The sequence below is a fragment of the Janibacter terrae NBRC 107853 genome (assembly GCF_001591405.1).
GTDB lineage: Bacteria > Actinomycetota > Actinomycetes > Actinomycetales > Dermatophilaceae > Janibacter > Janibacter terrae.
In genome coordinates this window covers 322,069-342,983 of the sequence record NZ_BCUV01000006.1, presented here as the reverse complement: position 1 = coordinate 342,983, position 20,915 = coordinate 322,069, and the positions used below count along the sequence as shown (strand labels likewise).

Below are 20,915 nucleotides of genomic sequence, written 5' to 3'. Positions count from 1 at the left end.
GTGAGACTGGGCGGGTCGAGACCCGCCAACCCGCAGGAGCAGGGTATGAGTGAGAACACCACGGTCATCAACGCCTCGACCGACGACGTCTGGTCGGTGCTGAGCGACGGCTGGCTCTACCCGCTCTGGGTCGTCGGCGCCTCGCGCATGCGCGACGTCGACGAGGACTGGCCCGCCGTCGGCAGCCGCATCCACCACTCGGTCGGTGTCTGGCCCGGGCTGATCGACGACCACACTCGGGTGCTCGCCCAGGAGCCGCAGCAGTCGATCACCCTGTGCGCTCGCGCGTGGCCGATGGGTGAGGCCGAGGTCCGGATCACGCTGACCCCGGCCGGCGACCGGACCGAGGTGACCATCGTGGAGGACGCGGTCTCCGGGCCGGCGCTCCTCGTGCCCGGGATCGCACGACAGCCCGGCCTGAAGTGGCGCAACTCCGAGACGCTGCGCCGTCTGCGCCTGCTCGTGGAGGGTCGCTCCGGCAGGGCGCAGACGGCCTGACGGGGGACTCCGGCGTCAGTGGGCGACGGCGAACCGCTGGCGCGGGTGCCGCCGCTGCTCGATCTCGTCGACGTAGGCCAGGGCGAAGTCGGTGCCGGAGATCTCCGACATCCCGTCCTCGGTCGTCACGAGCTCGTCGCCGCCGAGGCGGTAGCTGCCCGTGGTCTCGCCGGGCGCGAAGGACCCGAAGAGCGCGGCCGGGGAGACGTAGAACCAGTCCAGCTCCTGCGGGCCCGCGCGGAGGGCGTCGAGGACCTGGGCGTGGGAGAGGGCCTCGGGCTTCCAGTCGTCGAGGAAGTCCGGGGTGTCGACGAGGCGGGGACCCCCCTTCGCCACGTGGAGCGAACCGGCGCCACCGACGAAGGACAGGCGCGCGCCGTGCTCGATCGCGGCGGAGGTGAGGCGCTCGACGTGGTCCACGAGGGGCGAGCCGCCGACGTCCGCGCCGTGGGTCGCGACGACCAGGTCGTCCGCCTCGGTCGCCGCCTGCGCGAGGACGGCGTCATCGGTGAGCGAGCCGGTGCGGTACTCGACGCCCGCGGTGGTCTGCGCGGGGGCGGTGCGGCTGTAGGAGATGACCTGGTGGCCGCGGGAGACGGCCTCGGCGGCGATGCTGCCGCCGGCGTACCCGGTGCCGCCGAAGATGACGATCGTGGACATGCGTGGATCTCGCTCTCAGTTGGTGGTTGACACGTCGAAGGGGGCGACGCGCCCCTCGCTGTTGCGGCGCCACCCGAGCTCTGGGGCGACGTGCTGGGCGAAGCTGTCGAGGATGTGCAGGTTGTAGTCGACGCCGAGCTGGCTGGGGATGGTGAGCATGACGGTGTCGGCGGCCGCGATGGCAGGGTCGGCTTTCAGCTGGTCGACGAGGACGTCGGGCTCGGCGGCGTAGGTCTTGCCGAAGGTCGAGCGGAGGCCGTCGATGACGCCGACCTGGTCGCTGCTGCCCTGGCCCTGCAGGCCGAAGAAGTGCCGGTCGAGGTCGCTGACGATCGGGAAGATGCTGCGGGAGACCGACACCCGCGGGCTCCAGTCGTGCCCGGCCTCGCGCCACGCTGCCCGGTAGAGCTCGATCTGCTCGGCCTGCAGCTCGCCGAAGGAGGCTCCGGTGGCCTCGGTGAGCAGGGTGGAGCTCATGAGGTTGACGCCCTGGCGGGCAGTCCACTCGGCCGTCTCCCGGCTGCCGGCGCCCCACCAGATGCGGCGGTCGAGCCCGGGGGAGTGCGGCTCGAGGCGCAGCCGCCCGGCCGGGCCCATGCTCGGGTCGGCGTCGACGAGCTGGTCGCCGCGGATCGCGGACATGAAGGTCGCGAAGTGCTCGTGTGCGATGTCGCTGCCGCGCGGGTCGGTGGACCCGGTGTGGCCGAAGGCCTCCCAGCCGCGCAGGGCCGGCTCCGGTGACCCGCGGCTCACGCCGAGGGCCACGCGACCGTCGGAGATCAGGTCGAGCGCCGCGGCCTCCTCGGCGAGCTGGAGCGGGGTCTCGTAGCGCATGTCGATGACCCCGGTGCCGACCTCGATGTGCCGCGTGCGTGCGGCGGTGGCCGACAGGACCGGCATGGGCGCGGCGCCCTGCCGAGCGAAGTGATGGACGCGGAAGTACGCCCCGTTGACCCCGATCTGGTCGGCGCCGACGCCGATCTCGACGGCATCGCGCAGGGCCTGCGCGGCGTCGGGGTCACCCGGTCCGCTGCCGTGCCCGTAGTGCCCGAAGCTGAGGAATCCGAAGGCGTGCATGTCGGCGACAACATCTTGACGCGACAATCAATTCCGCACGGACCTCACTCCAGACCCGGGACCACGACCTCCACGAGGTAGGAGCGAAGGGAGGGCACGTCCCGGGTCAGCGTGGTCCAGACCCGCCCCGGGTCGAGGTCGTCGTACTGGTGAGCGGCGAAGTTGCGCATGGCGACGATCTGTCGCCACGGTTGCGCGGGGAAGCGCTCGAGGACCTCGACGGGGACGCGGTTGACGCCCTCGCCGATGCGGATGAGTCCCATCTCGACGGCCCACTGGGTACGTCGGTCGGCGGCGAAGGCGTCGTAGCCACCCTCGGACATGGTCCGGAGCACGTCACAGACGGTGATCACCCCGCGGACCGCATCCAGGGCCTTGGCCGCGGCGGCGCTCACAGGGGCGTCGCCTCACGGAGAATGCGCTCGCGGACCTCGCCGCGCAACGTGTCGGCCCCGACGACGTCCACCTCGGCGTCGAGGAGGTCACGCAGGGCCAGGCGCAGTCCGACCTCGTCGAGGAGCGACGCCGTGTCCGTGAACTCGACGAGGAGGTCGAGGTCGGAGCCGGGCGCGGCGTCGCCGCGGGCCACCGAGCCGAAGATCCGCGGCGAGCGGGCGTGGTGCTGAGCCACGAGACCGAGGATCGCGCCCCGGTGACGCTCCACGCGATGTGCCAACGGGGTCTCGAGCGCGGCCTCCAGCCTGGTGAGCACGGCTTGGCTGGGGGACCGGCGGCCGTTCTCGTAGGCCGACAGGTTGGGCTGCGAGACCTGTGCGGCGTGCGCGAGCTGGGCCTGGCTCATGCCAGCCGCCCGCCGCCGTGCCCGGATGTCCATCTCCCCACCGTACCCCCGTGGGTTATCGACCGCGATATGTCGGGGTCAGGCCCAGGGGCGCGCCGCGAGGCCGTGGTCCTGGGCGTAGCCGGCCCGCTGCGGCGGGGTCCACCCTTCGAGCGCGGCATCGGGGACCTTGTAGACCTCGATGCCGAGCGGACGGCAGACCGCCTCCGTGTCGCCGGCCTCCGGGCCGAACATCGGGACCGACAGGTCACCGCCGGGGCAGGTCGACAGGGCCGCGAGGATGTCGATCTCGGCGAAGAACTCGAAGTAGTCGCCCTGCGTCGCCGGGCACGTCTTCATGAAGTACTCGTCGCGCTCGTTCAGGCCGGTGCACTGGAAGACATTGAGCACGTCGTGCACGTCGAACTCGGTGAGGTGCCACGGCCGCACGGCCCGGGTGAGGTTGGAGTGGCAGTGGTAGTCGAAGGGCGCGTCGTTGAGCATCTGGTTGACGTACGGGTCGCAGCGGGTGCCGAGCAGGTCGTGGACGCGCCCCCCTTCGTCGTCGACGCCGTAGTCGGCCAGCGAGTCGCCGGTGATCGTCACGAGCGGACGGAGGAAGGGGAGGGTCGACCACAGCCGGTCGAAGACCGACACGTGCGCGGCCTGCAGCTGGCGGGTGCGTGCGGCCCACAGGCGCTCGCGGGGGTCGTGAAGGTTCCACAGGTTGAGGTCCGCGACCTGCGGGCCCTCGATGGTGACGATCCGGCAGACGTGCCCGGCGGGCACCTCCCAGGCCCGGCCGCTGCGGATCGGGATGGTGAAGGAGTCGACGAGCTCACGCCCTTCGGTCATCGAGCCGATCCGGCCGTAGAGCTCACGGTCGACGTCGAGAGGGCCGCCGGGGTCGGCCTGGTAGGCAGCAGCGGTGAGGTCCATGGGGGTCTCCTATCGGTGGGTGGTCTGGCGGCGGACCATGTCGAGGACGGCCAGCTCGGAGTCGTGGAGGTAGCCGCGCAGGAGGTGCTCGGCGCCGGCGCGGTCCCCGTCGGCGAGGCGCTCCCAGATCGCGCGGTCACGGGGGCCCCACGGGCGGTGGAAGGAGCCGGTGTCGCCGGCGGCGTGGAAGGCCAGGCGCAGGCGGCCGAGGATCGTGTCGAAGAACTGGTCGAGCAGGGGGCTGCCGAGCAGCCGCACCAGGGCGGAGTGGAAGTGCAGGCTCGAGCTGGCGTAGTCCTCCCACCGCTCGGCACGCTCCGCGGTCTCGGTCGTCTCCAGCGCGCGGTGGACCTCCTCGAGCGCCTCGTCCGGGGCGAAGGCCGCGTCCTGCACGGCTCGTACCTCGAGGGCCACGCGGGCCGCGTAGATGTCGCGCACGTCGGCCGTCGTCAGGGTCCGCACGACGAAGCCCTGGTGGTTGCGGTGGTCGAGCAGGCCCTCGTGGCGCAGCAGGCTGAGCGCCTCGCGGGCGGTGTTGCGGGAGACGCCGAGCTCGGCGGCGACGGCGGAGTCGCGCACAGGCGCGCCGGGGACGAGCGCGCCGGTGATGATGCGTGAGCGCAGGGTGGCGGCGATCTGGGAGGTCGCGCCGCCCGGCTGGTCCTGGGTCATGGGGAGACAGTAACGACCTGCTGGTGATTGCTCAACAAAGTGCGGTCGAAAATCGCGTGTCGGTCCGCATGTCGGGACCAACCGTTGACCGATTGCTCAACAATCCCTAGCGTGTGCACCCTGAACCACCCCTGACATCGAACGAGACGGAGCACGTGGTGGCACGCAACAGACTCAACGAGGAGTCCGCACTGACAGCGCAGGTCGGCGACGCGTCGGCGCGCAAGGGATTCTGGGAGCGCATGGGCCCGGGGCTGATCATCAGCGCCTCGTTCATCGGTCCCGGCACGATCACGACGGCGACGGTGACCGGCTCGTCCTACGGGTACGCGCTGGCGTGGGCCATCGCCTTCTCCATCGTGGCGACGATCATCCTGCAGGAGATGTCTGCCCGCCTCGGCATCGCGACCGGGCAGGGGCTGGGCGAGGCGCTGCGGACGACCTTCCAGCACCCGGTGCCGCGCATCGGGATGATCGTGCTCATCGTCGCGGCCATCGGCATCGGTGGCGCGAGCTACGCCGGCGGCGACACCACCGGCACCGCGCTCGGCCTCTCCGGCCTGACCGGTCTGCCGCCCAAGCTGCTCGTCGTGGTCGTCGGCCTGATCATCTTCGGCCTGCTCATCACCGGCAGCTACAAGGTGCTCGAGCGCGCGCTCGTCGTCATGGTCGCCGTGCTCGCCGCGGTCTTCTTCCTCACGATGATCGTCGTCAAGCCCGACATCGCCGCCATCCTGCGCGGCACCTTCACCCCGTCGATCCCGGACGGCGCGCTGCTCACGACGATCGCGCTCATCGGGACGACGGTCGTGCCGTACAACCTCTTCCTCCACGCCAACCTCGCGCAGGAGAAGTGGGGCGGCCTGCCCAAGGACCGGGCGATCCGCGACGCCAAGGCGGACACGATCGTCTCCATCGCCATCGGCGGCGTCATCACCCTGGCGATCATGATCACCGCGGCTGCCGCGATGTGGACGAAGGGAGTGACCGCCGAGTCGGGCGCGGACATGGCCGCGCAGCTCGAGCCGCTGCTGGGGGACGCCGCACCGTACGTCTTCGCCCTGGGCCTCTTCGCCGCCGGTATGACGAGCGCGGTCGCGGGGCCGCTGGGTGCCGCGTACGCGATCTGCGGCGTCATGGGCTGGGGGAGCGACCTGAAGTCGCCCCGGTTCCGCGCGGTGTGGATCGCGGTCATGGGCATCGGCATGGTCATCGCCCTCACCGGGGTCAACCCGATCCAGATCATCATCCTCGCGCAGGCGGCCAACGGCCTGCTCCTGCCGATCGTCGCCGGCTTCCTGCTCGTCGTGATGAGCCGCTCGTCGGTGCTCGGGAAGTACAAGAACGGCCCGGTCGCCACGACCCTCGGGGTCCTGATCTTCCTCGTCGTCACCGGGCTGGCGGTCTACCAGTTCGCCGACATCCTCGGGATGCTGCCGGAGTGATCGTCAGCCGCAGTGGTCGCACTGACCGGAGGCGGGCAGGGCGATGAAGCAGCTCGGGCACATCCGCAGCTCGGGCGGGAGGGTGGCCTTGAGCCGCACCCGCTCGCGCCGCCCGGCGAGCTGCCGGGACAGCGCCGGGACCCCGCCGTCGGCGGGCAGGTCGCGGGCCCTGGCGTGGCGGTGGCAGGAGAGGCGCTCGGCGGCGGCGTGGGTGTCGCTGTCGGACGGCTCCGCACCCGTGGTCGTGCGGACCGCCGCCGCATAGCCGGCGCCGACGCTGCCCTTGCTGTCGATGACCAGCGAGCTGAGGTTGGGCTCGTGGTTGGCCTTGCAGGCGATGGCGACGCGCTCGAGGACCGGGCCGATCCAGTGGTGCATGCGCTGCTGGGTGCGGATCCCGGTCGCCCGCTGCACCTCTGCCGCGAGCTCGCTGTAGGTGATCGTGGCGTGGTAGCGGCGCGCGATGTCGAGCAGGACCGGGCGAGCGGCGAGCGCCCAGGCGTCGCGCGCGGCCTGCGAGCCGACCTCGGAGACCTCACGCCACGAGCCGGTCGCCGGGATCACCTCGGGCGAGGAGTCGACGGGGGAGGTGACCTCGAAGCCCATCTCGCCGAGGACCTTGGCGGCGCCGTACCTGCCGCCGCTGAACTCGCCGCTGGACGCCAAGGTGCCCGTCGCGTAGTGGTGGGCCACGCCGAGGATCGCCTTCGAGTCGTAGGTCCTGCCGTCGATGACGAGCTCGTAGCCGCGGCTGCGGCGGAAACCGTGCGTCACGAGGAACTGCTCCTGACCGAGCTCGTCGTACTCGGCGACGGCGTCGTGCACGTCCTGGGCTGAGACCTGCGCGAAATCGACCATCCCTTGACCATATGCCCGTCTGGTGGTGCCGGATGACCACGTCCTTGACGTCCGCGCAGTTGGGGTGTGGTGTGGAGGGGACGAAGGGAGAAGCCGGTGCAGGACTTCGAGGTCACCTCGCAGGGTGATGGTGAGTACGCGGTCCGGGTGCGGACCGAGGAGGGCTCGGTCACGCTGGACGTGCTGCTCGGTGAGGCCGAGTCGGCGAGTGGGGGAGCGCTCGACGCCGGCGAGGGCACGGCGCGGGCGACGGTCCGGTACCTGCTGGAGCACCAGGGTGCCGAGGACCTGCCCCAGCTGGTCGACATCGAAGAGGTCCTCGCGGCCTACCCGGACGCAGCCGAGCGGATCGCGGCCCTGCGGACCGAGACGGACGAGACGAGGAGCAGCTGATGAGCGCGAGGTACAAGGTCGGGGACCACGTCGGGTGGAACTCCGAGGCCGGCCAGGTGAGCGGCACGATCACGAAGGTCCACACCGAGGACTTCGACTACAAGGGCCACACGCGCCGGGCGAGCAAGGACGAGCCCCAGTACGAGATCAGGAGCGACACGACGGACCACGTCGCGGCGCACAAGGGGTCGGCCCTGCACAGGGTGGACTGAGGGCGCTCGCTTGCGTTCCGCGAGGGCGAACGCAGCGTCACCCGACAGGGGCGGGTGCTTGGATGCCCTGATCGCGTGGACGCGCAGGAGAGAGGGCATGAGTCGCATGGCGGAGAGCGCTGGGGAAGCAACTGTCACCCGGATCGCGCGCCGGCGCGCCCGCCCCGGGCACGCGGGGGAGTACGAGGAGCTCGTGCGGGAGATGTTCGTGCTGATGCGTCAGCACCGGGGCTTCCTCGGGGCGGAGCTCATCCCGCCGGAGCGTGAGGGCGGGCTGTACCAGGTGGTCGTCAACTTCGCCTCCGAGGACGACCTCGCACGGTGGGACGGATCGGCCGAGCGGCGCGAGATCTTCACGCGGATGCGCCCGCACGCGGAGGGCGAGCCGGAGCACCGGCGCCTCAGCGCGATCGACGAGTGGTTCCTCGGGCCGGACGTGCCCGCCCGCACCGTCGTCCCGAGGTGGAAGACGGCCGTCGTCACGTGGATGGGCATCTGGCCGCTCGCCTCGCTCGTCCTGTGGTTCATCGCGCCGATCTGGAAGGACCTGGGTCTGCCCTTCCTGCTGTCCACGGCGATCAACGTCGTGATCATCGTGGTGGGCATGGTCTTCCTCGTCTCGCCGGTGCTGACCAAGGCGATGCGGTGGTTCCTGGTGCCGCAGCGGCGCTGACGAAGCACCCGATCCACGCCCCCTGACGTGTGCGAGGCCGCCCGCCCAACGCTCCCTGAGGAGGCCGCCCGCGGCCGTCTCGAAGGGGGCTGACGTGCGGGTGCGCTCAGCAGACCCCGTCGCCCGGGGCCGGGGTCGCCAGTCCCAGCCGGCGGCGGACCTTCAGGCCGAGCCACGTGCCGACGAGGGCGACGACCGCCCACACCCAGCCCGAGAGGCTGAAGCTGGCGATGCCGGCGAGGTAGGCGCCGATGTTGCAGCCGAAGGACAGACGGGCGCCGTAGCCCATGAGGAATCCACCGAGGATCCCAGCGGCGACGACGCGGCCGGGGATGCGGCGCTGGATGACGAACTGGCCGCCGATGGCGGCGGCGAGGGCGGCGCCGACGATGATGCCGAGGTTGTTCAGGGTCGTCGCCTGGTCGAGCAGCGAGCCGTTGAGGTCGGCTGCGGGGCCGGGCTGCTGCCAGTAGGCCCACGTCTCGGGGTGCATGCCGAGTGCCTGAGCGACCTTGGCGCCCCACACGGCGAAGGCGCTCGTGACACCCCAGGCGCTCCCCTTCGTCATCAGGACGAGGGCGCTGAGGACGGCGAGGACGAGTCCCCCGACCCACATCGGCCAGGAGCCGCGCACGATCCGTGCCAGACCCTGTGCCGTGGGGACCGGCGCGACGGGCGGGGGAGTCCGGCGGCGCTCGACGAGCAGGCTCACGGCGGCGATGGCGGCGAGGACGAGCAGGGTGACCACGAGGGCGCCGCCGTAGCCGATGTCCTCGGCGAGGGAGTAGGAACCGAAGCTCGGCAGCGTCTCGTGCCAGAAGTCGTAGCGCCAGGTGGCGGCGAAGGAGCCGATGACGAAGCTGAGGAGCGTGATCACGGTGGCGCTCTGCCCGCTGCCGACGTGGTAGAGCACGCCGGACGCGCACCCGCCGCCGAGCTGCATGCCGATGCCGAAGAGCAGCGCGCCGACCATCGTGCCGACACCGATCGGGTCGACGCTCGGCTCGGGCGTGACGCCGAAGCCGATGCCGGTGGTGAAGATGATCGCGAAGAAGGTCGCGGTCGTGCCGAGCAGCACCGTGTGGGCACGGAGGCCCCGGCCCTGGCCGACGGACACGAGCTGGCGCCAGGCGGAGGTGAAGCCGAAACGGGCGTGGAAGAGCGCGATACCCAAGCCGATGCCGAGCGCGAGGAGACCGGCCTGCTTCACGCCGTGGGTGGCGGCGAGGTAGCCGACGCCGAGGGCACCGATGACGAGTGCCGTGGTTGCCGCCAGAGACTTCGGGCGGTCCATGGCGGGCGGCGTCGTGGCGTCGCCCTGCTGCACAACGGCATCGGGCGAAGGGGGCCGGTCCGGGTTGATCGTCGCAGTCACGGCGGCGAGACTACGCCCCAACTTATTTATTGCATAACGTGACGTTATGCGTCCCGAGATGTGGGAGGGCGTCAGGGGTGCCGAATCCGTCGACCATGGCTCGATGGGCGGCCCGAGCGATCAGCAGGCGATGGCTTCCACCAGTAGACGCCGTTGATCCTGCCGCCCGGGTAGCCCTGGCGGCAGCCGGTGTAGCCGGGCGTCAGGGAGTCGTTCGTCCACCCGGGGCCGGGGCCGGGGCCGGGGCCGGGGGCGGCAGGCGGCAGGCGGGATCAGTCTTCCGCCTTACGGGCCGATCCCCTGAACTCGTCCACCGGATAGCGCTGGGCGTTGCTCGCCGCCTTGGCCGTCAGTGCGTCGTCCAGATCGACGCCCAGGACATCAGCGAGCCTCAGGAGGTAGGTCAAGATGTCCGCGACCTCGTCCTGGACAGCGCGAGCCTTCTCGCCCGACATGACCTCCGCTGCTTGCTCCGGCGTCATCCACTGAAAAATCTCGAGCAGCTCACTCGCCTCGACCGACAGCGCCATCGCCAGGTTCTTCGGCGTGTGGAACTGCTCCCAGTCGCGCTCCTGCGCGAACTGCCGGATGCGCTCGGTCCAGACCTCGGTGTTCATGACCCCAGCCAACACCACTGGGTCGTCATCATATAGCCCACTTCTTGCGGCACTCGTTGTTGTGCTCCTCCAGCAGGCCTGGACTCGGTCGGTGCTTCGCCGAGAGTGGCACGACCTGCAGCAACTGCTGGTCCAGCTCCCGGTACATGTCGGCGCTCAGGTCGTCCGAGACGCGGACGCGGTAGTAGCCGGCGTCATGGACGACAGTCAGCAGGTGCTTGTCGAAGAGCGTGTGCAGGTCGGTGCGCAGAAGGAGTCCGTTCGACGGCGCGTGGCTGTGGCGCCCCTTGTACGGCCGGATATGGGCAGCATCCAGGACAGGCTCGGAGATCCCGGTGATCGCGCATTGCTCTCGGTACGCGTCCAGCAGCCCCTGCCGGAAGGTGCCTTGGCCTTCGCGGACCACGATGGATGCCCGCACCCGTCGACGCAGGTCCTCGTCCGAGTCGGCGTCACCTGGGTCGATGACGTCGACCGCATCCTGCAGGGTGAGGGAGATGTCCTTCGTCTCGCCGATGTCGAGCTGGCGGCGCAACCACCGCTCACCGTCGGTGGACTTCACCTCCCGCGGTCCGAAGTTGAGCGCCCCCGCCACGCCGGTGTTCGTCTTCAGCGTCGTCCAGCTCGCCACGCTCGTTGACTCGGGAGACACGACGTCGAGCTCTACGCGGAACTTGTAGTTGTCCCGCTTGTCGTCGCCGATGTTCCACGGCATCGTCTCGCCCGGACGCACGGGCTCGAGATCCGTCCGGGCACGGACGAGCCCGATGAGGCCGGGCTTGTACCCCGCCGTCTTGGGATCCCCGGTCTGCCAGAAGTAGATGTGGTCGCCGGCCTTGACGCCAACGCGCTTCGTGAGATGCCAGATCCCGTAGCGCTTCGCGTAGTCCCAGTGCTGTGGGTTCTCCTCGTCGATCCCGAAGATCCACGTGGTCATGACATGCCTGCTCCGTGTGAGTCACGGGTGAGGCATGTCCGGCAGCGGAAGCCTGTCGTTCCGTCGGTGTTCGGTTGGTGTTACGTGTTGCCCTATGAGCGCACGAGCGACCGCAGGAAGTCCCTGGTCTGTGGGTCCGTTGAGTAGATGTGCACGCTGCGCATCCCGCGCGTCAGCAGCACCTTGTAGACGTTGCGTACGAGCCGGTCGAAGTCCTCGTCCGGCACCTTCGTTCGGCTCTTGAAGTCCGGGTCGCGGTTCGCCTCGCGCACCGAAACCCACCGTCTGTCGCGCCACACGAGGTCGGGCCCGAGGATCACGCCGGCGTGGTCGTACTCGAACCCCTGCGCCGTGTAGATGCACCCCACCTGACCGAAACCGGCCGGGTCCGAGGCCCACAGCGCGGAAGGGGGAGCACCGCCGACCGAGCGCTCGCCCCGCAGATTCCATGGCCGGGACCAGTCACCGATGACGACGTCATCCACGAGCGTCCCGTCCGGTCGCGGGTCGCTCCACGGCCAGCAGTACCCAGCCGCGACGCGCGCCGTATACCCGTCGGCGTGATGTTGACCGAGCACGTGGCCCAGTTCGAGGGGAGAGTCCACGACCTCGACGTCGAACCCGTCGTCGCCGGTCCAGGGGACCGGCCCGCCCGGCACCAGCCCGAGCAGTCGCAGCACCCAGTCGACGTAGATCTGCGACCCGCCGCAGCGAAACTGGTCGTCGAGCCTGATCTCCTCCACCTCGATGCCGAGGACAGCTGCGTATCGCTCGATGTCCTGCACAGTCCCGAGCTCACCCGGCCGCACCACCTGGTGCTCGTCGAGCAGGAAAACCGGCACACGTGCGGCAGAGAGCAGCTCGTGGATCTGCGGCTGGACGTGCTCGCGCTGCTCCTTGCGCGTGTACCGGTTGACCGACGACTCCCGGATGCGGTGCGCCTCGTCGAGGATCAGGCAGTCGAGGTCGTTCGCCTCGGCGGTCATGAAGGAGTTGAAGTACTTGAAGAGCTTCTGCACCCGCGGCGCGCGAGCACCAGCGACGCGCCGCAGCGTCTGCGTGAAGGAGCGCGACCCGGTCGCGTGGACGACGCTGCGCCCCTGACGCGACAGCTCGCCCATGAGCGAGAGCGCGATGACCGACTTGCCGCTGCCCGGTCCACCGCTGACGACGATCGCCCGCTTCGTGTTGGCCCGCCGGGCCCGGTCGACCGCGTGCAGCACGTGTTCGTAGGCATCGCGCTGCTCGTCGAGCAGGACGAACATCTCCCTTCGCTGCACCTCATCCGCGGCAACCGCGAGGAGCTGTTTGCTCGGCGCGATCCGTGAGCTGAGCAGGGCATCCGCAGCAGCGGTGCCCGACTCGCCGGCAGCCAGGTGCTGGGCGAGGAACTCGCTGAAGGCACCCCGGCGTTGCCCGGTGAAGAGTCGCGACCGCTCCGTGGCTGGTCGAGTGAAGAGGTCCTCCACGCCGCGATCGGTCGCGTTGTGCAGGTAGGCCGCACCGACGAGTGAGTGCTCGGTCTCGGCGAGGTGGCTCGTGAAGTCGGCGATGTAGTCGACGTACCCCTCGACCTGCACCGCCGGGTGGGTGACGGCGCGCCCGCCGTACTGCTCGACGGTTACGAGCGTGTCGGAGTCCTCGTAGGTCTCGGCGGCCGACCACTGCTTGAGCTCGATGACGACGTACGAAGGGTGTCCCGTCCGCGGGTGCACACCCGCGAGGACGACGTCGGCACGCTTGGACGTGAGCGGGAGCTGGTACTCGACGAGCATCTCGACGTCGTCGAGTCCAGCATCGAGCAGGTCCGCGCGAAGGGCAGGGATGCTCCGCTCCCACGAGCGGCGCTCGCTGGCGGAGGGGGAGTGACCGGTCTGGATCGACATCTGTTCGGCAAGGCGGTCTGCCAGATGGTGCTCGAGCGCCGAGAACCCCCGGACGGAGGAGCGAAGAAGTGGCACGGACAGGTCCCCAGGCAGCACGAAACTCGTGCGGGTGGGGGCATGTCCTTCGAGAGGAAGCCCGTCGGGCCGCTATGACAGTGGTGAGTATGCCTGACGACCATAATCGCCGGGAGGACATCCGCTCGGCTGTCGGTACGAGTCGCTAGGCTCACGACGAGTATCTCGGGGACAGGAGCACTAGAGTTGATTGCAGACACTGACGACGTCGCGTCGCCCCTGTCGAACCCGGTCCTCAATGGGCCCTACGATCCGCCAGCCCAGCATTTCGTCATCGGTGCCAAGGGTCCGACCGGAGAGGTCCGCGACGGCCGTCGCTCGAGCGAGTCCTATATCCCTGTTGCACAGGTAAGAAAGCATGGACGCAAGAAGTCTGCCGTAACATCAGCCTCTGACTCAGCGGACCAGCTCACGCTCGGCTTGGTGGAAGAGACGCGGCAGGAAAACTCCCTGATCAACGAGCTCCGCGTCGACGTCGCCAACTGGCGCGACGGCGGCTACCCGGGCACGACCGCGACGAGCGCCAAGCTGCTGCGGCACTGGTCGGACCCCTCGCGGGAGAACAGGATCCTCTTCGCGCAGCGCGAAGCGGCGGAGACCGCGATCTTCCTCGCCGAGGTCGCCGGCCGGACGAAGGGGTACCGCGACCGTCGTGCGGTCATCGAGGGCTTCAATGACGAGCACAACGAGGGCATCCCACGCACCGCCCTGAAGATGGCGACCGGGTCGGGCAAGACCGTCGTCATGGCGATGCTCATCGCGTGGCAGACGCTGAACAAGGTGGCCAGCCCGAGCAACCCCCGCTACGCCAAGCGCTTCCTCATCGTCGCACCGGGCATCACCATCCGTGACCGGCTCCGGGTCCTGCAGCCGAACGACCCGCAGAACTACTACCGCGAGCGAGGCATCGTCCCGGCCGACCTCGAGGGTCTGCTGGGCAAGGCGCAGATCATCATCACGAACTACCACTCCTTCCTGCTCAAGGACGCCAAAGAGATCAAGGGCGTCGCGCGCACGACCCGCAAGCTGCTGCTCGCGGGCAAGTCCGAGGACCCCTTCAAAGAGACCGAGGCGGCGATGGTCTCACGAGTGCTCCGCGGCTTCGGGGGCGGGAGGCAGTCAGGCGAGATCGTTGTGCTCAACGACGAGGCGCACCACTGCTACATGGACAAGCCGATCACCGTCGAGGACGAGGCCGAGGGCGTCGAGAAGGCCGACTCCGAGGACAAGCAGCGCAACGAGGACGCCCGGGTGTGGTTCAAGGGGATCCGTGCCATCCAGGAGCACGTCGGGGTCAAGGCCGTCTACGACCTCTCTGCTACTCCGTTCTACCTCGGGGGGAGCGGGTACAAGGAGGGCTACATCTTCCCGTGGACCGTGAGCGACTTCTCACTCATGGACGCGATCGAGTGCGGCATCATCAAGGCCCCGCGCATCCCGGTTGACGACGACACGACGACCGACACGGTGACCTTCCGCAACCTCTGGGAGATGGTCGGCAAGGACCTGCCCAAGCGGGCACGGGCCCAGACCGACATCACCTCGTGGGTCATGCCCGCCGAGCTCGAGGCCGCGCTGCACAGTCTCTACCGGTCATACCTGCGCGCCTACGAGCACTGGGAGCGGGTGCTCGAGCCGCTCGAGGAGCCACCGCCGGTCTTCATCGCCGTCTGCCCGAACACCGCTGTCTCCAAGCTCGTCCACGACTGGATCGCCGGCACCGAGGTCACTCGCGACGACGGCACCACCGTGCACGTGCCCGGCAACCTCGGGCTCTTCAAGAACGGCGACGGGGAGGTCGCGCACGCCAAGCCGCGCACGATCCTCGTCGACTCCGCGCAGCTCGAGTCCGGCGAGGCGATGAAGAAGGACTTCAAGGAAGCGGCCGCCGCTGAGATCGAGGCGTTCAAGGCTGAGTACCGGCGTCGCAACCCGGGGGCCGATGCGGACGCCCTCACCGACGAGGACCTCCTCCGCGAGGTGATGAACACTGTCGGCAAGAAGGGGATGCTCGGGGCAGACGTCCGGTGCGTTGTCTCGGTCGCGATGCTCACCGAGGGCTGGGACGCGAACACGGTGACCCACATCCTCGGCATCCGCGCCTTCAAGTCCCAGTTGCTCTGCGAGCAGGTGGTCGGCCGAGGGCTGCGTCGCCGTTCTTACGCCGTCAACGAGGAGGGACGGTTCGAGCCGGAGTACGCGAACGTCTACGGCGTCCCCTTCATGTTCATCGGCGGCACCCCACCGAAGGACACGCCCCCGCCGTTGCCGGCTACGGAGGTGCGCAGCGTGCCGGGCCGCGAGGATCTGCGCATCATCTTCCCCAAGGTCGACGGGTATCGCCTCGAGGTGGCAGACGAGGAGCTGTGGCTGCCGGAGGACCTCGCGCCCTTCGTCATCGGGCCCAGCACGGTGCCGAGCTGGACCCAGTCGGCACCGGTCGTCGGGGAACCTGAGCTCGTCGAGGACGAGATCGGAGCGATCCGGCCGCGAGCGGTCGCATTCCAGCTCGCCAAGCGCCTCGTGCAGCACCACTTCGCCCTGGGGGAGGAGATCGATGCGAAGGGGGTGCGGGCCGAGCCGAAGCCGTGGCTCTTCCCGCGTCTGGCTGAGCTCTGCACGGAGTGGATCGATCGAGCGGTCGTCGTCGAGGAGGGCTGGCACCTCGGTCACCTGGCGAAGTACGCGCAATGGCAGGCCCGGGCCTGTGACGCGGTGTACGCGGCGGTGACCAAGCACGAAGGGGATCGCAGGCCCAGCCTGCGCCCGATCCTCCGGCGGTACGACCCGATCGGCTCGACGGGGGGAGTCCGCTTCGCCACCCGCAAGACGGCGCTGCCGACTGCCTCGGACCGCAGCGAGATCAGCCACGTCGTGCTCGACGGGGTCGGCGGCAACACGTGGGAGCAGCTGCTCATGGAGTGGTGCGAGCACGACAAGCGGGTCGCGGCCTATGCGAAGAACGACCGGCTCGGGTTCTCGATCCCGTATGTCCACGAGGGCTCGTCGCACGACTATGTCCCTGACTTCCTCGTCCGGCTGGCCCGTGCCGAGGGCGAGGACTTCGACCGGGTGCTCCTCGTTGAGGTGTCCGGCGGGCAGAAGTCCGCACATTCGCCGGGGTCGGTCAAGGTCAAGGCGACGACCGCCCGTGATGTCTGGTGCACCGCGGTCAACAACCATGGCGGCTTCGGCCGGTGGGGCTATGTCGAGATCACCGACCCCGCGCTCATCAAGTCCGACATGGACGCTGCCGTCACTGCCCTCTACGCCGATGCGCCGATCATCGGTGACCCCGACCTGCTCGCTCTCGCGAAGGACTGATTGCATGCCGCCCCGCCGCAAGAAGCCGACCGGCCCCGTCCCCATCGAGTCGGTGCAGCACCAGGACAAGCGGACGAACTTGCCGACCGCCGACGCCCAGGACCTGGTGACACCGGAGATCGAGCAGGCGCGGCGGATCGTCTGCGGACGCGACGCGACGCTCGACCCGCAGCTCGTGTGGAAGGGGAAGTTCCCCGGGGACGACCCGGCCAACGCCATCGACCTCGTCGCCGACGCTCCCCCCATCTACGTGCAGGAGAAGATCGACCCGCGCGTGCTCGTGGAGAACCTCCGACGCACGGCGAGCCAGCCGCAGGACGAGCCGGAGCTCTCGCTGTTCGACACCTTCGATGGTCTCGAGGACCTGGACCTCATTGAGTTCTACAAGCACGAAGCCAACTGGTCGAACCGGATGATCCTCGGCGACTCCCTGCAGGTCATGGGCTCGCTCGCTGAGCGTGAGGACCTGCGCGGGCAGGTGCAGATGGTCTACATCGACCCGCCGTACGGCATCAAGTTCGGCTCCAACTGGCAGGCCAGTGCCCGGAAGCGGGACGTCAAGGACGGCAAGGTCGAGGACGCGGCGCGGGAGGCCGAGCAGATCAAGGCCTTCCGCGACACGTGGGAGCTCGGCATCCACTCCTACCTGTCGTACCTGCGCGACAGGCTCTTCGTCGCACGGGACCTGCTCACCGAGAGCGGCTCTTGCTTCGTTCAGATCGGCGACGAGAACGTCCACCTCGTCCGAAGTTTGATGGACGAAGTCTTCGGGCCTGAGAACTTCGTCAGTGAAGTCACGTTCAAGAAGACCGGCGGCCAGAGTTCGCGGACTTTGGCCAACGTGGCTGACTACATCCTGTGGTTTGCCAAGGACGGCCGAGCGGTCAAGTATCGCGAATTGTTCGAGACGAAGAGGCCGGGCCAAGAGGGCGCGACTCAGTACACATGGATTGAAGACGGCGATAAGCGACGGTCGCTCAGAGCCGGAGAGGAACCCAGCTCGAATGCCAGACTTTTCCAGCCTTATCCATTGACCTCAGACGGGCCTGCATCTGAGCCCCAACCGTTCGAGTGGCGGGAAGCCACCTACCAGCCTTCAAGAGGAAGCCACTGGAAGGTGCCCGTCCGGGGACTTGGACAAGTGGCAATCGCAGACCGCCTGATCGCACAGGGTAAGACACTTCGCTTCGTCAACTACCTCGACGACTATCCCGTCACCCCTCGCACCAACATCTGGACCGACACTCAGACGAGCGGCTTCGGCGCGGACAGGGTCTATGTGGTCCAAACGTTGCCGCGAGTCGTCGAACGGTGCATGTTGATGTGCACCGATCCGGGTGAGTTGGTCCTCGACCCCACGTGCGGTTCTGGGACGACGGCATTTGTCGCCGAGCAGTGGGGGCGGCGCTGGATCACCATCGACACCTCACGCGTCGCGCTCGCCCTGGCGCGGCAGCGGCTCATGGGTGCCAAGTACCCGATGTACCTCCTCGCGGACTCCGACAATGGCAAGTTCAAGGAGGCTGAGGTCTCGCAGCAGCCGCGAGTCGGCGGAGCATCCACGAATGACATCAGGCACGGCTTCGTCTACGAACGGGTCCAGCACATCACCCTGAAGTCGATCGCCAACAACCCCGACATCGTCGAGGGGATGACCCGCGACGAGATCGACGCCGCGATCAAGAAGCACGCGGAATTTGAGACTCTCTACGACCGGCCCTACCAGGACAAGCGCGCCGTCCGGGTCGCCGGCCCCTTCACCGTGGAGTCGCTGAGCCCGCACCGTAGCCTCGCCTTCGCCGGAGGACCGGATACCGACCACGAGAGCGCGACCGAGCGTGCGGGCGAGGAGCAACCCGACGCCCCGCAGTTCGAGGCGTCCATCCTCGAGAACCTCGTCAAGGCCGGCATCCAGAACGGCTTGCGGGGCGAGCGCATCGAGCTCGAGTCGCTCGAGCCCTACGCGGGGCAGTACATCCAGGCCGTCGCGAGGCAGAAGGTCGCCGATGGCGACGGTGGGGGAGAGGCGGGCTCACCCCTTCGCGTTGGTATCGCGCTCGGACCGCAGTACGGCACGGTGAGCCAACGCTTCGCCGCCAGCGCGGTCAAGGAGGCCGTCGCAGCTCAGGACATCGACCTCGTGTGCGTGCTCGGTTTCGCCTTCGACGCGCAGGCCGCGGACGTCACCGAGGCGGACGGGGTGACCGTCGAGACCTCACGCACCGGCTTCGCGGAGGTCGCCGACGAGCGCTCGTTCGGCCGGATCAAGATGCTGCTCGTCCGAATGAACGTTGACCTGCTCATGGGCGAGGACCTCAAGAAGACGGGAGCGGGCAACCTCTTCACCGTCTTCGGCGAGCCCGACCTCGAGATCCGCCGCGAGGGCGACGAGGTCGTCGTCGAGCTGCACGGCGTCGACGTCTACGACCCGACGACCGGCGAGGTCCGCTCGCGTGACACCAACCGGATCGCGCTGTGGATGATCGACACCGACTACAACGGCGACTCGTTCTTCGTGCGGCACTGCTACTTCACCGGTGGTGGGGACCCCTACAAGCGGCTGAAGACCGCGCTCAAGGCCGAGATCGACGCTGACGCGTGGTCCCAGCTCTACGGCACGGTGTCGCACCCCTTCGCTGTCCCATCCACCGGCAAGATCGCCGTCAAGGTCATCAACGACTACGGCGACGAGGTCATGAAGGTCTTCGAGGTGACTGCATGAAGCTGACCAACGTCGAGGTCAAGAACTACCGATCCTTCTTGGACCGGCACGACGTAGATATGGGTGACGGCGTCAACTTCTTCGTCGGGCCAAACAACTGCGGCAAGTCCAACCTGCTCAGAGCCGTCGCACTAGCCTTGGACCCTGACGCACCCTACGATCCGGCGATCGACAGGCCGATGCGCCCCGGGGCTGTCGGGGCCCCGCTCGCGACCCGAATTTCCCTCACCTTCTCCGTGGGCAATACCGGCCCTGAGCAGACCCTGCTCAGGCACGCCCAGGCCTATGAGCACGCAGTGCGGCAGAGCCGCGGGAGAGCCATCACAAAGACGACGCAGACGTTCGCCAACGACGGGGTAGTCAAGCTCGTGACCGGCTTCGCCGGCTCGGGTCGTCAAGTGTCCTTCCAGGCCAAGGGCATGGGCGGACGCTCTCTCAGCGCGGACAGGCCAGAAGCGATCAAGCTCGAGGAGCAGTTCCGTAAGGTCGTCCGGTTCGCGGTGGTCCGCACCGGGGAGGACCTTGAGTCACTCCTCGCAGGCAAGTTCCAGGAGATCCTCCACCTCGTCATCTCGGACCATCTGCGTGAGCAGATGGACAAGGCGGAGAAGGCCCGGCTCGAGTACGTGCAGTCGCTCCAGGATGAGCTGCTCGAGCCATTGAGGGCGCTGGTCGAAGAGATCACGTCTGGGATGTTCCCCGAGGTCAACGTCGCGACGCTCATCCCGGACGTGCCCGCAGTATCGGAGACGATCTCCTCGGTCGACGTCCAGCTCGGGGATGCGGCGACGACCACACCTCTGAGCGAGAAGGGAACCGGCCTGCGGGGCGCGGTGCTCACCGCGCTCCTGCAGTACCTCGCCGACCAGAGCGCACGCTCACTCGTGCTCGCTGTCGAGGAGCCTGAGTCCTTCCTGCACCCCGCCGCACAGGAGGCTATGGGACGCCACCTGGAGGGCATGTCGAAACCGGACAACGTGTCGCTCCTGGTCACCACGCACTCGCCGTACGTCATGACTCGTGACAGCCGCTCTCGGGTCAGCCAGCTGACGAAGAACGCAGAAGGCTGGACCTCAATCCCGACTACGGTTCGCGGCGACTCGGACAGAGCTGACGTCCTCGGGTCGCTGTACAGCGAGGCGGGCATGGCCAAGGTGCTGGAGCGGGCCATGAAGATCGCCGCTGGGACCCGGGCCGTACTTGTCACCGAGGGGCACCTCGATGGGCTGTTCCTCCAGGCAGCGTGCGAGGGCATGGGTAAGAGCGACCTGCTCGCAGGAGTCCACGTCATCGCCAGCGACGGGGCCAAGAAGACCATCGTCCAAGCGACCCTGGCCCGCGCTGCGACGAACGTCCCGGTCATCGTCCTGGTGGACCACGACCAGGCAGGCAAGAACGCGGCCAAAGACCTCTCGGACCTCGGCTGGAAGAAGGACCGAGACCTGCTGAGCCTCGAAACCTGGCCAGATCGCTGCAAGCACTCGCAGCACGACGTGGAGATTGAGGACCTGCTCCCACTGGCCGCCAGAGACGCCATCGTGGACGAGCTCGGCGAAGCTGTGGCGGTCGATGGCAAGCAGAAGTGCGGATCGGGCTGGCAGACGTCCTACTCGATTGCATGGAAGGACGCCGCAAAGGTCAAGATGCCCGAGCTCCTCAAGATCCATCCGGCACCGGGTCTGATCTGGCTCGCCGAAGAGATCAACCGTCGGATCACCAAGGTCGTCGATGCAGAGGCCCGACGTCGCGCACACATGGAGTCGAGGTAAGG

Annotated in this window: 19 protein-coding genes; 8 read left to right on the top strand and 11 right to left on the bottom strand. The window is 68.5% G+C overall.

The features are described 5' to 3' along the window. The first annotated feature begins 45 nt into the window (after positions 1-45). Positions 46-498 (top strand): SRPBCC family protein, encoded by a 453-nt coding sequence (locus tag JT1_RS06890; protein ID WP_068324906.1) that lies wholly within the window; start codon positions 46-48, stop codon positions 496-498. 15 nt (positions 499-513) lie between these two features. Here JT1_RS06890 and JT1_RS06885 read toward each other — a convergent pair whose 3' ends face one another. From JT1_RS06885 to JT1_RS06860, 6 genes are read right to left on the bottom strand one after another with little or no spacing between them, the layout of a single operon-like run. Further along, entirely contained in the window at positions 514-1,158 is a 645-nt protein-coding gene (locus JT1_RS06885) for an NAD(P)-dependent oxidoreductase (protein ID WP_068324905.1), read from the bottom strand. 15 nt (positions 1,159-1,173) lie between these two features. Then, entirely contained in the window at positions 1,174-2,235 is a 1,062-nt protein-coding gene (locus JT1_RS06880) for an LLM class flavin-dependent oxidoreductase (RefSeq protein ID WP_068324904.1), read from the bottom strand. Positions 2,236-2,279: 44 nt separating this feature from the next. Continuing rightward, on the bottom strand, positions 2,280-2,570 hold the full coding sequence (locus tag JT1_RS06875) for a HepT-like ribonuclease domain-containing protein (protein ID WP_169701894.1): 291 nt from the start codon (positions 2,568-2,570) through the stop codon (positions 2,280-2,282). Between the two features lie 56 nt (positions 2,571-2,626). Further along, positions 2,627-3,070, bottom strand: a complete 444-nt coding sequence (locus JT1_RS17755) for a helix-turn-helix domain-containing protein (RefSeq protein WP_082807525.1) — start codon at positions 3,068-3,070, stop codon at positions 2,627-2,629. A 45-nt stretch (positions 3,071-3,115) separates the two neighbouring features. Then, positions 3,116-3,955, bottom strand: a complete 840-nt coding sequence (locus tag JT1_RS06865) for an urea carboxylase-associated family protein (RefSeq protein ID WP_068324902.1) — start codon at positions 3,953-3,955, stop codon at positions 3,116-3,118. 9 nt (positions 3,956-3,964) lie between these two features. After that, positions 3,965-4,627: a GntR family transcriptional regulator gene (locus JT1_RS06860; protein ID WP_068324901.1), complete on the bottom strand. Its 663-nt coding sequence runs from the start codon at positions 4,625-4,627 to the stop codon at positions 3,965-3,967. A 158-nt stretch (positions 4,628-4,785) separates the two neighbouring features. On the opposite strand from JT1_RS06860, the gene JT1_RS06855 reads away from it, so the two are divergent. Next, the gene (locus tag JT1_RS06855; protein ID WP_255218277.1) at positions 4,786-6,072 is read left to right on the top strand and encodes an Nramp family divalent metal transporter; all 1,287 of its coding nucleotides are present in this window, start codon (positions 4,786-4,788) and stop codon (positions 6,070-6,072) included. Positions 6,073-6,075: 3 nt separating this feature from the next. On the opposite strand, the gene JT1_RS06850 is transcribed toward JT1_RS06855, so the two are convergent. Next, positions 6,076-6,930: a ScoMcrA-related endonuclease gene (locus tag JT1_RS06850; protein ID WP_068324900.1), complete on the bottom strand. Its 855-nt coding sequence runs from the start codon at positions 6,928-6,930 to the stop codon at positions 6,076-6,078. 96 nt (positions 6,931-7,026) lie between these two features. Here JT1_RS06850 and JT1_RS06845 point away from each other — a divergent pair, with 96 nt between their 5' ends. The 3 genes from JT1_RS06845 to JT1_RS06835 all read left to right on the top strand — a co-directional run bounded on the left by JT1_RS06845 (position 7,027) and on the right by JT1_RS06835 (position 8,208). Then, positions 7,027-7,323 carry a hypothetical protein gene (locus tag JT1_RS06845; RefSeq protein ID WP_068324899.1) on the top strand — a complete coding sequence of 99 codons (297 nt, stop codon included), beginning with the start codon at positions 7,027-7,029 and terminating at the stop codon, positions 7,321-7,323. After that, a complete protein-coding gene (locus tag JT1_RS06840; RefSeq protein ID WP_068324898.1) occupies positions 7,323-7,535 on the top strand; it encodes a hypervirulence associated TUDOR domain-containing protein in 213 nt (70 codons plus the stop codon). The genes JT1_RS06845 and JT1_RS06840 overlap by 1 nt, the downstream gene beginning before the upstream one ends. A gap of 97 nt (positions 7,536-7,632) precedes the next feature. Continuing rightward, positions 7,633-8,208, top strand: coding sequence for an antibiotic biosynthesis monooxygenase (locus tag JT1_RS06835; RefSeq protein ID WP_068324897.1), 576 nt, complete (start codon positions 7,633-7,635; stop codon positions 8,206-8,208). A gap of 106 nt (positions 8,209-8,314) precedes the next feature. Here the strand turns inward: JT1_RS06835 and JT1_RS06830 are convergent, their stop codons facing one another. From JT1_RS06830 to JT1_RS06815, 4 genes are all read right to left on the bottom strand, one after another. Beyond that, positions 8,315-9,583: a YeeE/YedE family protein gene (locus JT1_RS06830; protein WP_211596771.1), complete on the bottom strand. Its 1,269-nt coding sequence runs from the start codon at positions 9,581-9,583 to the stop codon at positions 8,315-8,317. A 272-nt stretch (positions 9,584-9,855) separates the two neighbouring features. After that, positions 9,856-10,200 (bottom strand): nucleotide pyrophosphohydrolase, encoded by a 345-nt coding sequence (locus JT1_RS06825; RefSeq protein WP_068325457.1) that lies wholly within the window; start codon positions 10,198-10,200, stop codon positions 9,856-9,858. 28 nt (positions 10,201-10,228) lie between these two features. Then, positions 10,229-11,137 (bottom strand): HNH endonuclease, encoded by a 909-nt coding sequence (locus tag JT1_RS06820; RefSeq protein WP_068324896.1) that lies wholly within the window; start codon positions 11,135-11,137, stop codon positions 10,229-10,231. Between the two features lie 92 nt (positions 11,138-11,229). Then, complete coding sequence (locus tag JT1_RS06815; RefSeq protein WP_068325455.1) at positions 11,230-13,098, bottom strand: DUF2075 domain-containing protein; 1,869 nt, start codon at positions 13,096-13,098, stop codon at positions 11,230-11,232. A gap of 189 nt (positions 13,099-13,287) precedes the next feature. Between JT1_RS06815 and JT1_RS06810 the strand changes: the two genes are divergently transcribed. Genes JT1_RS06810 through JT1_RS06800 form a run of 3 tightly spaced genes read left to right on the top strand, consistent with a single transcriptional unit; the run spans position 13,288 to position 20,913 of the window. Beyond that, positions 13,288-16,422, top strand: a complete 3,135-nt coding sequence (locus JT1_RS06810) for a BPTD_3080 family restriction endonuclease (RefSeq protein WP_068325452.1) — start codon at positions 13,288-13,290, stop codon at positions 16,420-16,422. Next, entirely contained in the window at positions 16,304-19,144 is a 2,841-nt protein-coding gene (locus tag JT1_RS06805; RefSeq protein WP_255218296.1) for a site-specific DNA-methyltransferase, read from the top strand. Before JT1_RS06810 ends, JT1_RS06805 begins: the two co-directional genes overlap by 119 nt. Then, positions 19,141-20,913 carry an ATP-dependent nuclease gene (locus JT1_RS06800; protein ID WP_068324894.1) on the top strand — a complete coding sequence of 591 codons (1,773 nt, stop codon included), beginning with the start codon at positions 19,141-19,143 and terminating at the stop codon, positions 20,911-20,913. The genes JT1_RS06805 and JT1_RS06800 overlap by 4 nt, the downstream gene beginning before the upstream one ends. Positions 20,914-20,915 lie beyond the last annotated feature (2 nt).

Excerpts from the sequence above, each read along its gene's own strand:
- JT1_RS06835 (WP_068324897.1), top strand. The coding sequence starts at position 7,633 with ATGAGTCGCATGGCGGAGAGCGCTGGGGAAGCAACTGTCACCCGGATC.
- JT1_RS06800 (WP_068324894.1), top strand. The coding sequence starts at position 19,141 with ATGAAGCTGACCAACGTCGAGGTCAAGAACTACCGATCCTTCTTGGAC.
- JT1_RS06820 (WP_068324896.1), bottom strand. The coding sequence starts at position 11,137 with ATGACCACGTGGATCTTCGGGATCGACGAGGAGAACCCACAGCACTGG.
- JT1_RS06885 (WP_068324905.1), bottom strand. The coding sequence starts at position 1,158 with ATGTCCACGATCGTCATCTTCGGCGGCACCGGGTACGCCGGCGGCAGC.
- JT1_RS06890 (WP_068324906.1), top strand. The coding sequence starts at position 46 with ATGAGTGAGAACACCACGGTCATCAACGCCTCGACCGACGACGTCTGG.
- JT1_RS06805 (WP_255218296.1), top strand. The coding sequence starts at position 16,304 with ATGTCGAGATCACCGACCCCGCGCTCATCAAGTCCGACATGGACGCTG.
- JT1_RS06865 (WP_068324902.1), bottom strand. The coding sequence starts at position 3,955 with ATGGACCTCACCGCTGCTGCCTACCAGGCCGACCCCGGCGGCCCTCTC.
- JT1_RS06840 (WP_068324898.1), top strand. The coding sequence starts at position 7,323 with ATGAGCGCGAGGTACAAGGTCGGGGACCACGTCGGGTGGAACTCCGAG.
- JT1_RS17755 (WP_082807525.1), bottom strand. The coding sequence starts at position 3,070 with ATGGACATCCGGGCACGGCGGCGGGCGGCTGGCATGAGCCAGGCCCAG.
- JT1_RS06825 (WP_068325457.1), bottom strand. The coding sequence starts at position 10,200 with ATGAACACCGAGGTCTGGACCGAGCGCATCCGGCAGTTCGCGCAGGAG.
- JT1_RS06850 (WP_068324900.1), bottom strand. The coding sequence starts at position 6,930 with ATGGTCGATTTCGCGCAGGTCTCAGCCCAGGACGTGCACGACGCCGTC.
- JT1_RS06860 (WP_068324901.1), bottom strand. The coding sequence starts at position 4,627 with ATGACCCAGGACCAGCCGGGCGGCGCGACCTCCCAGATCGCCGCCACC.
- JT1_RS06880 (WP_068324904.1), bottom strand. The coding sequence starts at position 2,235 with ATGCACGCCTTCGGATTCCTCAGCTTCGGGCACTACGGGCACGGCAGC.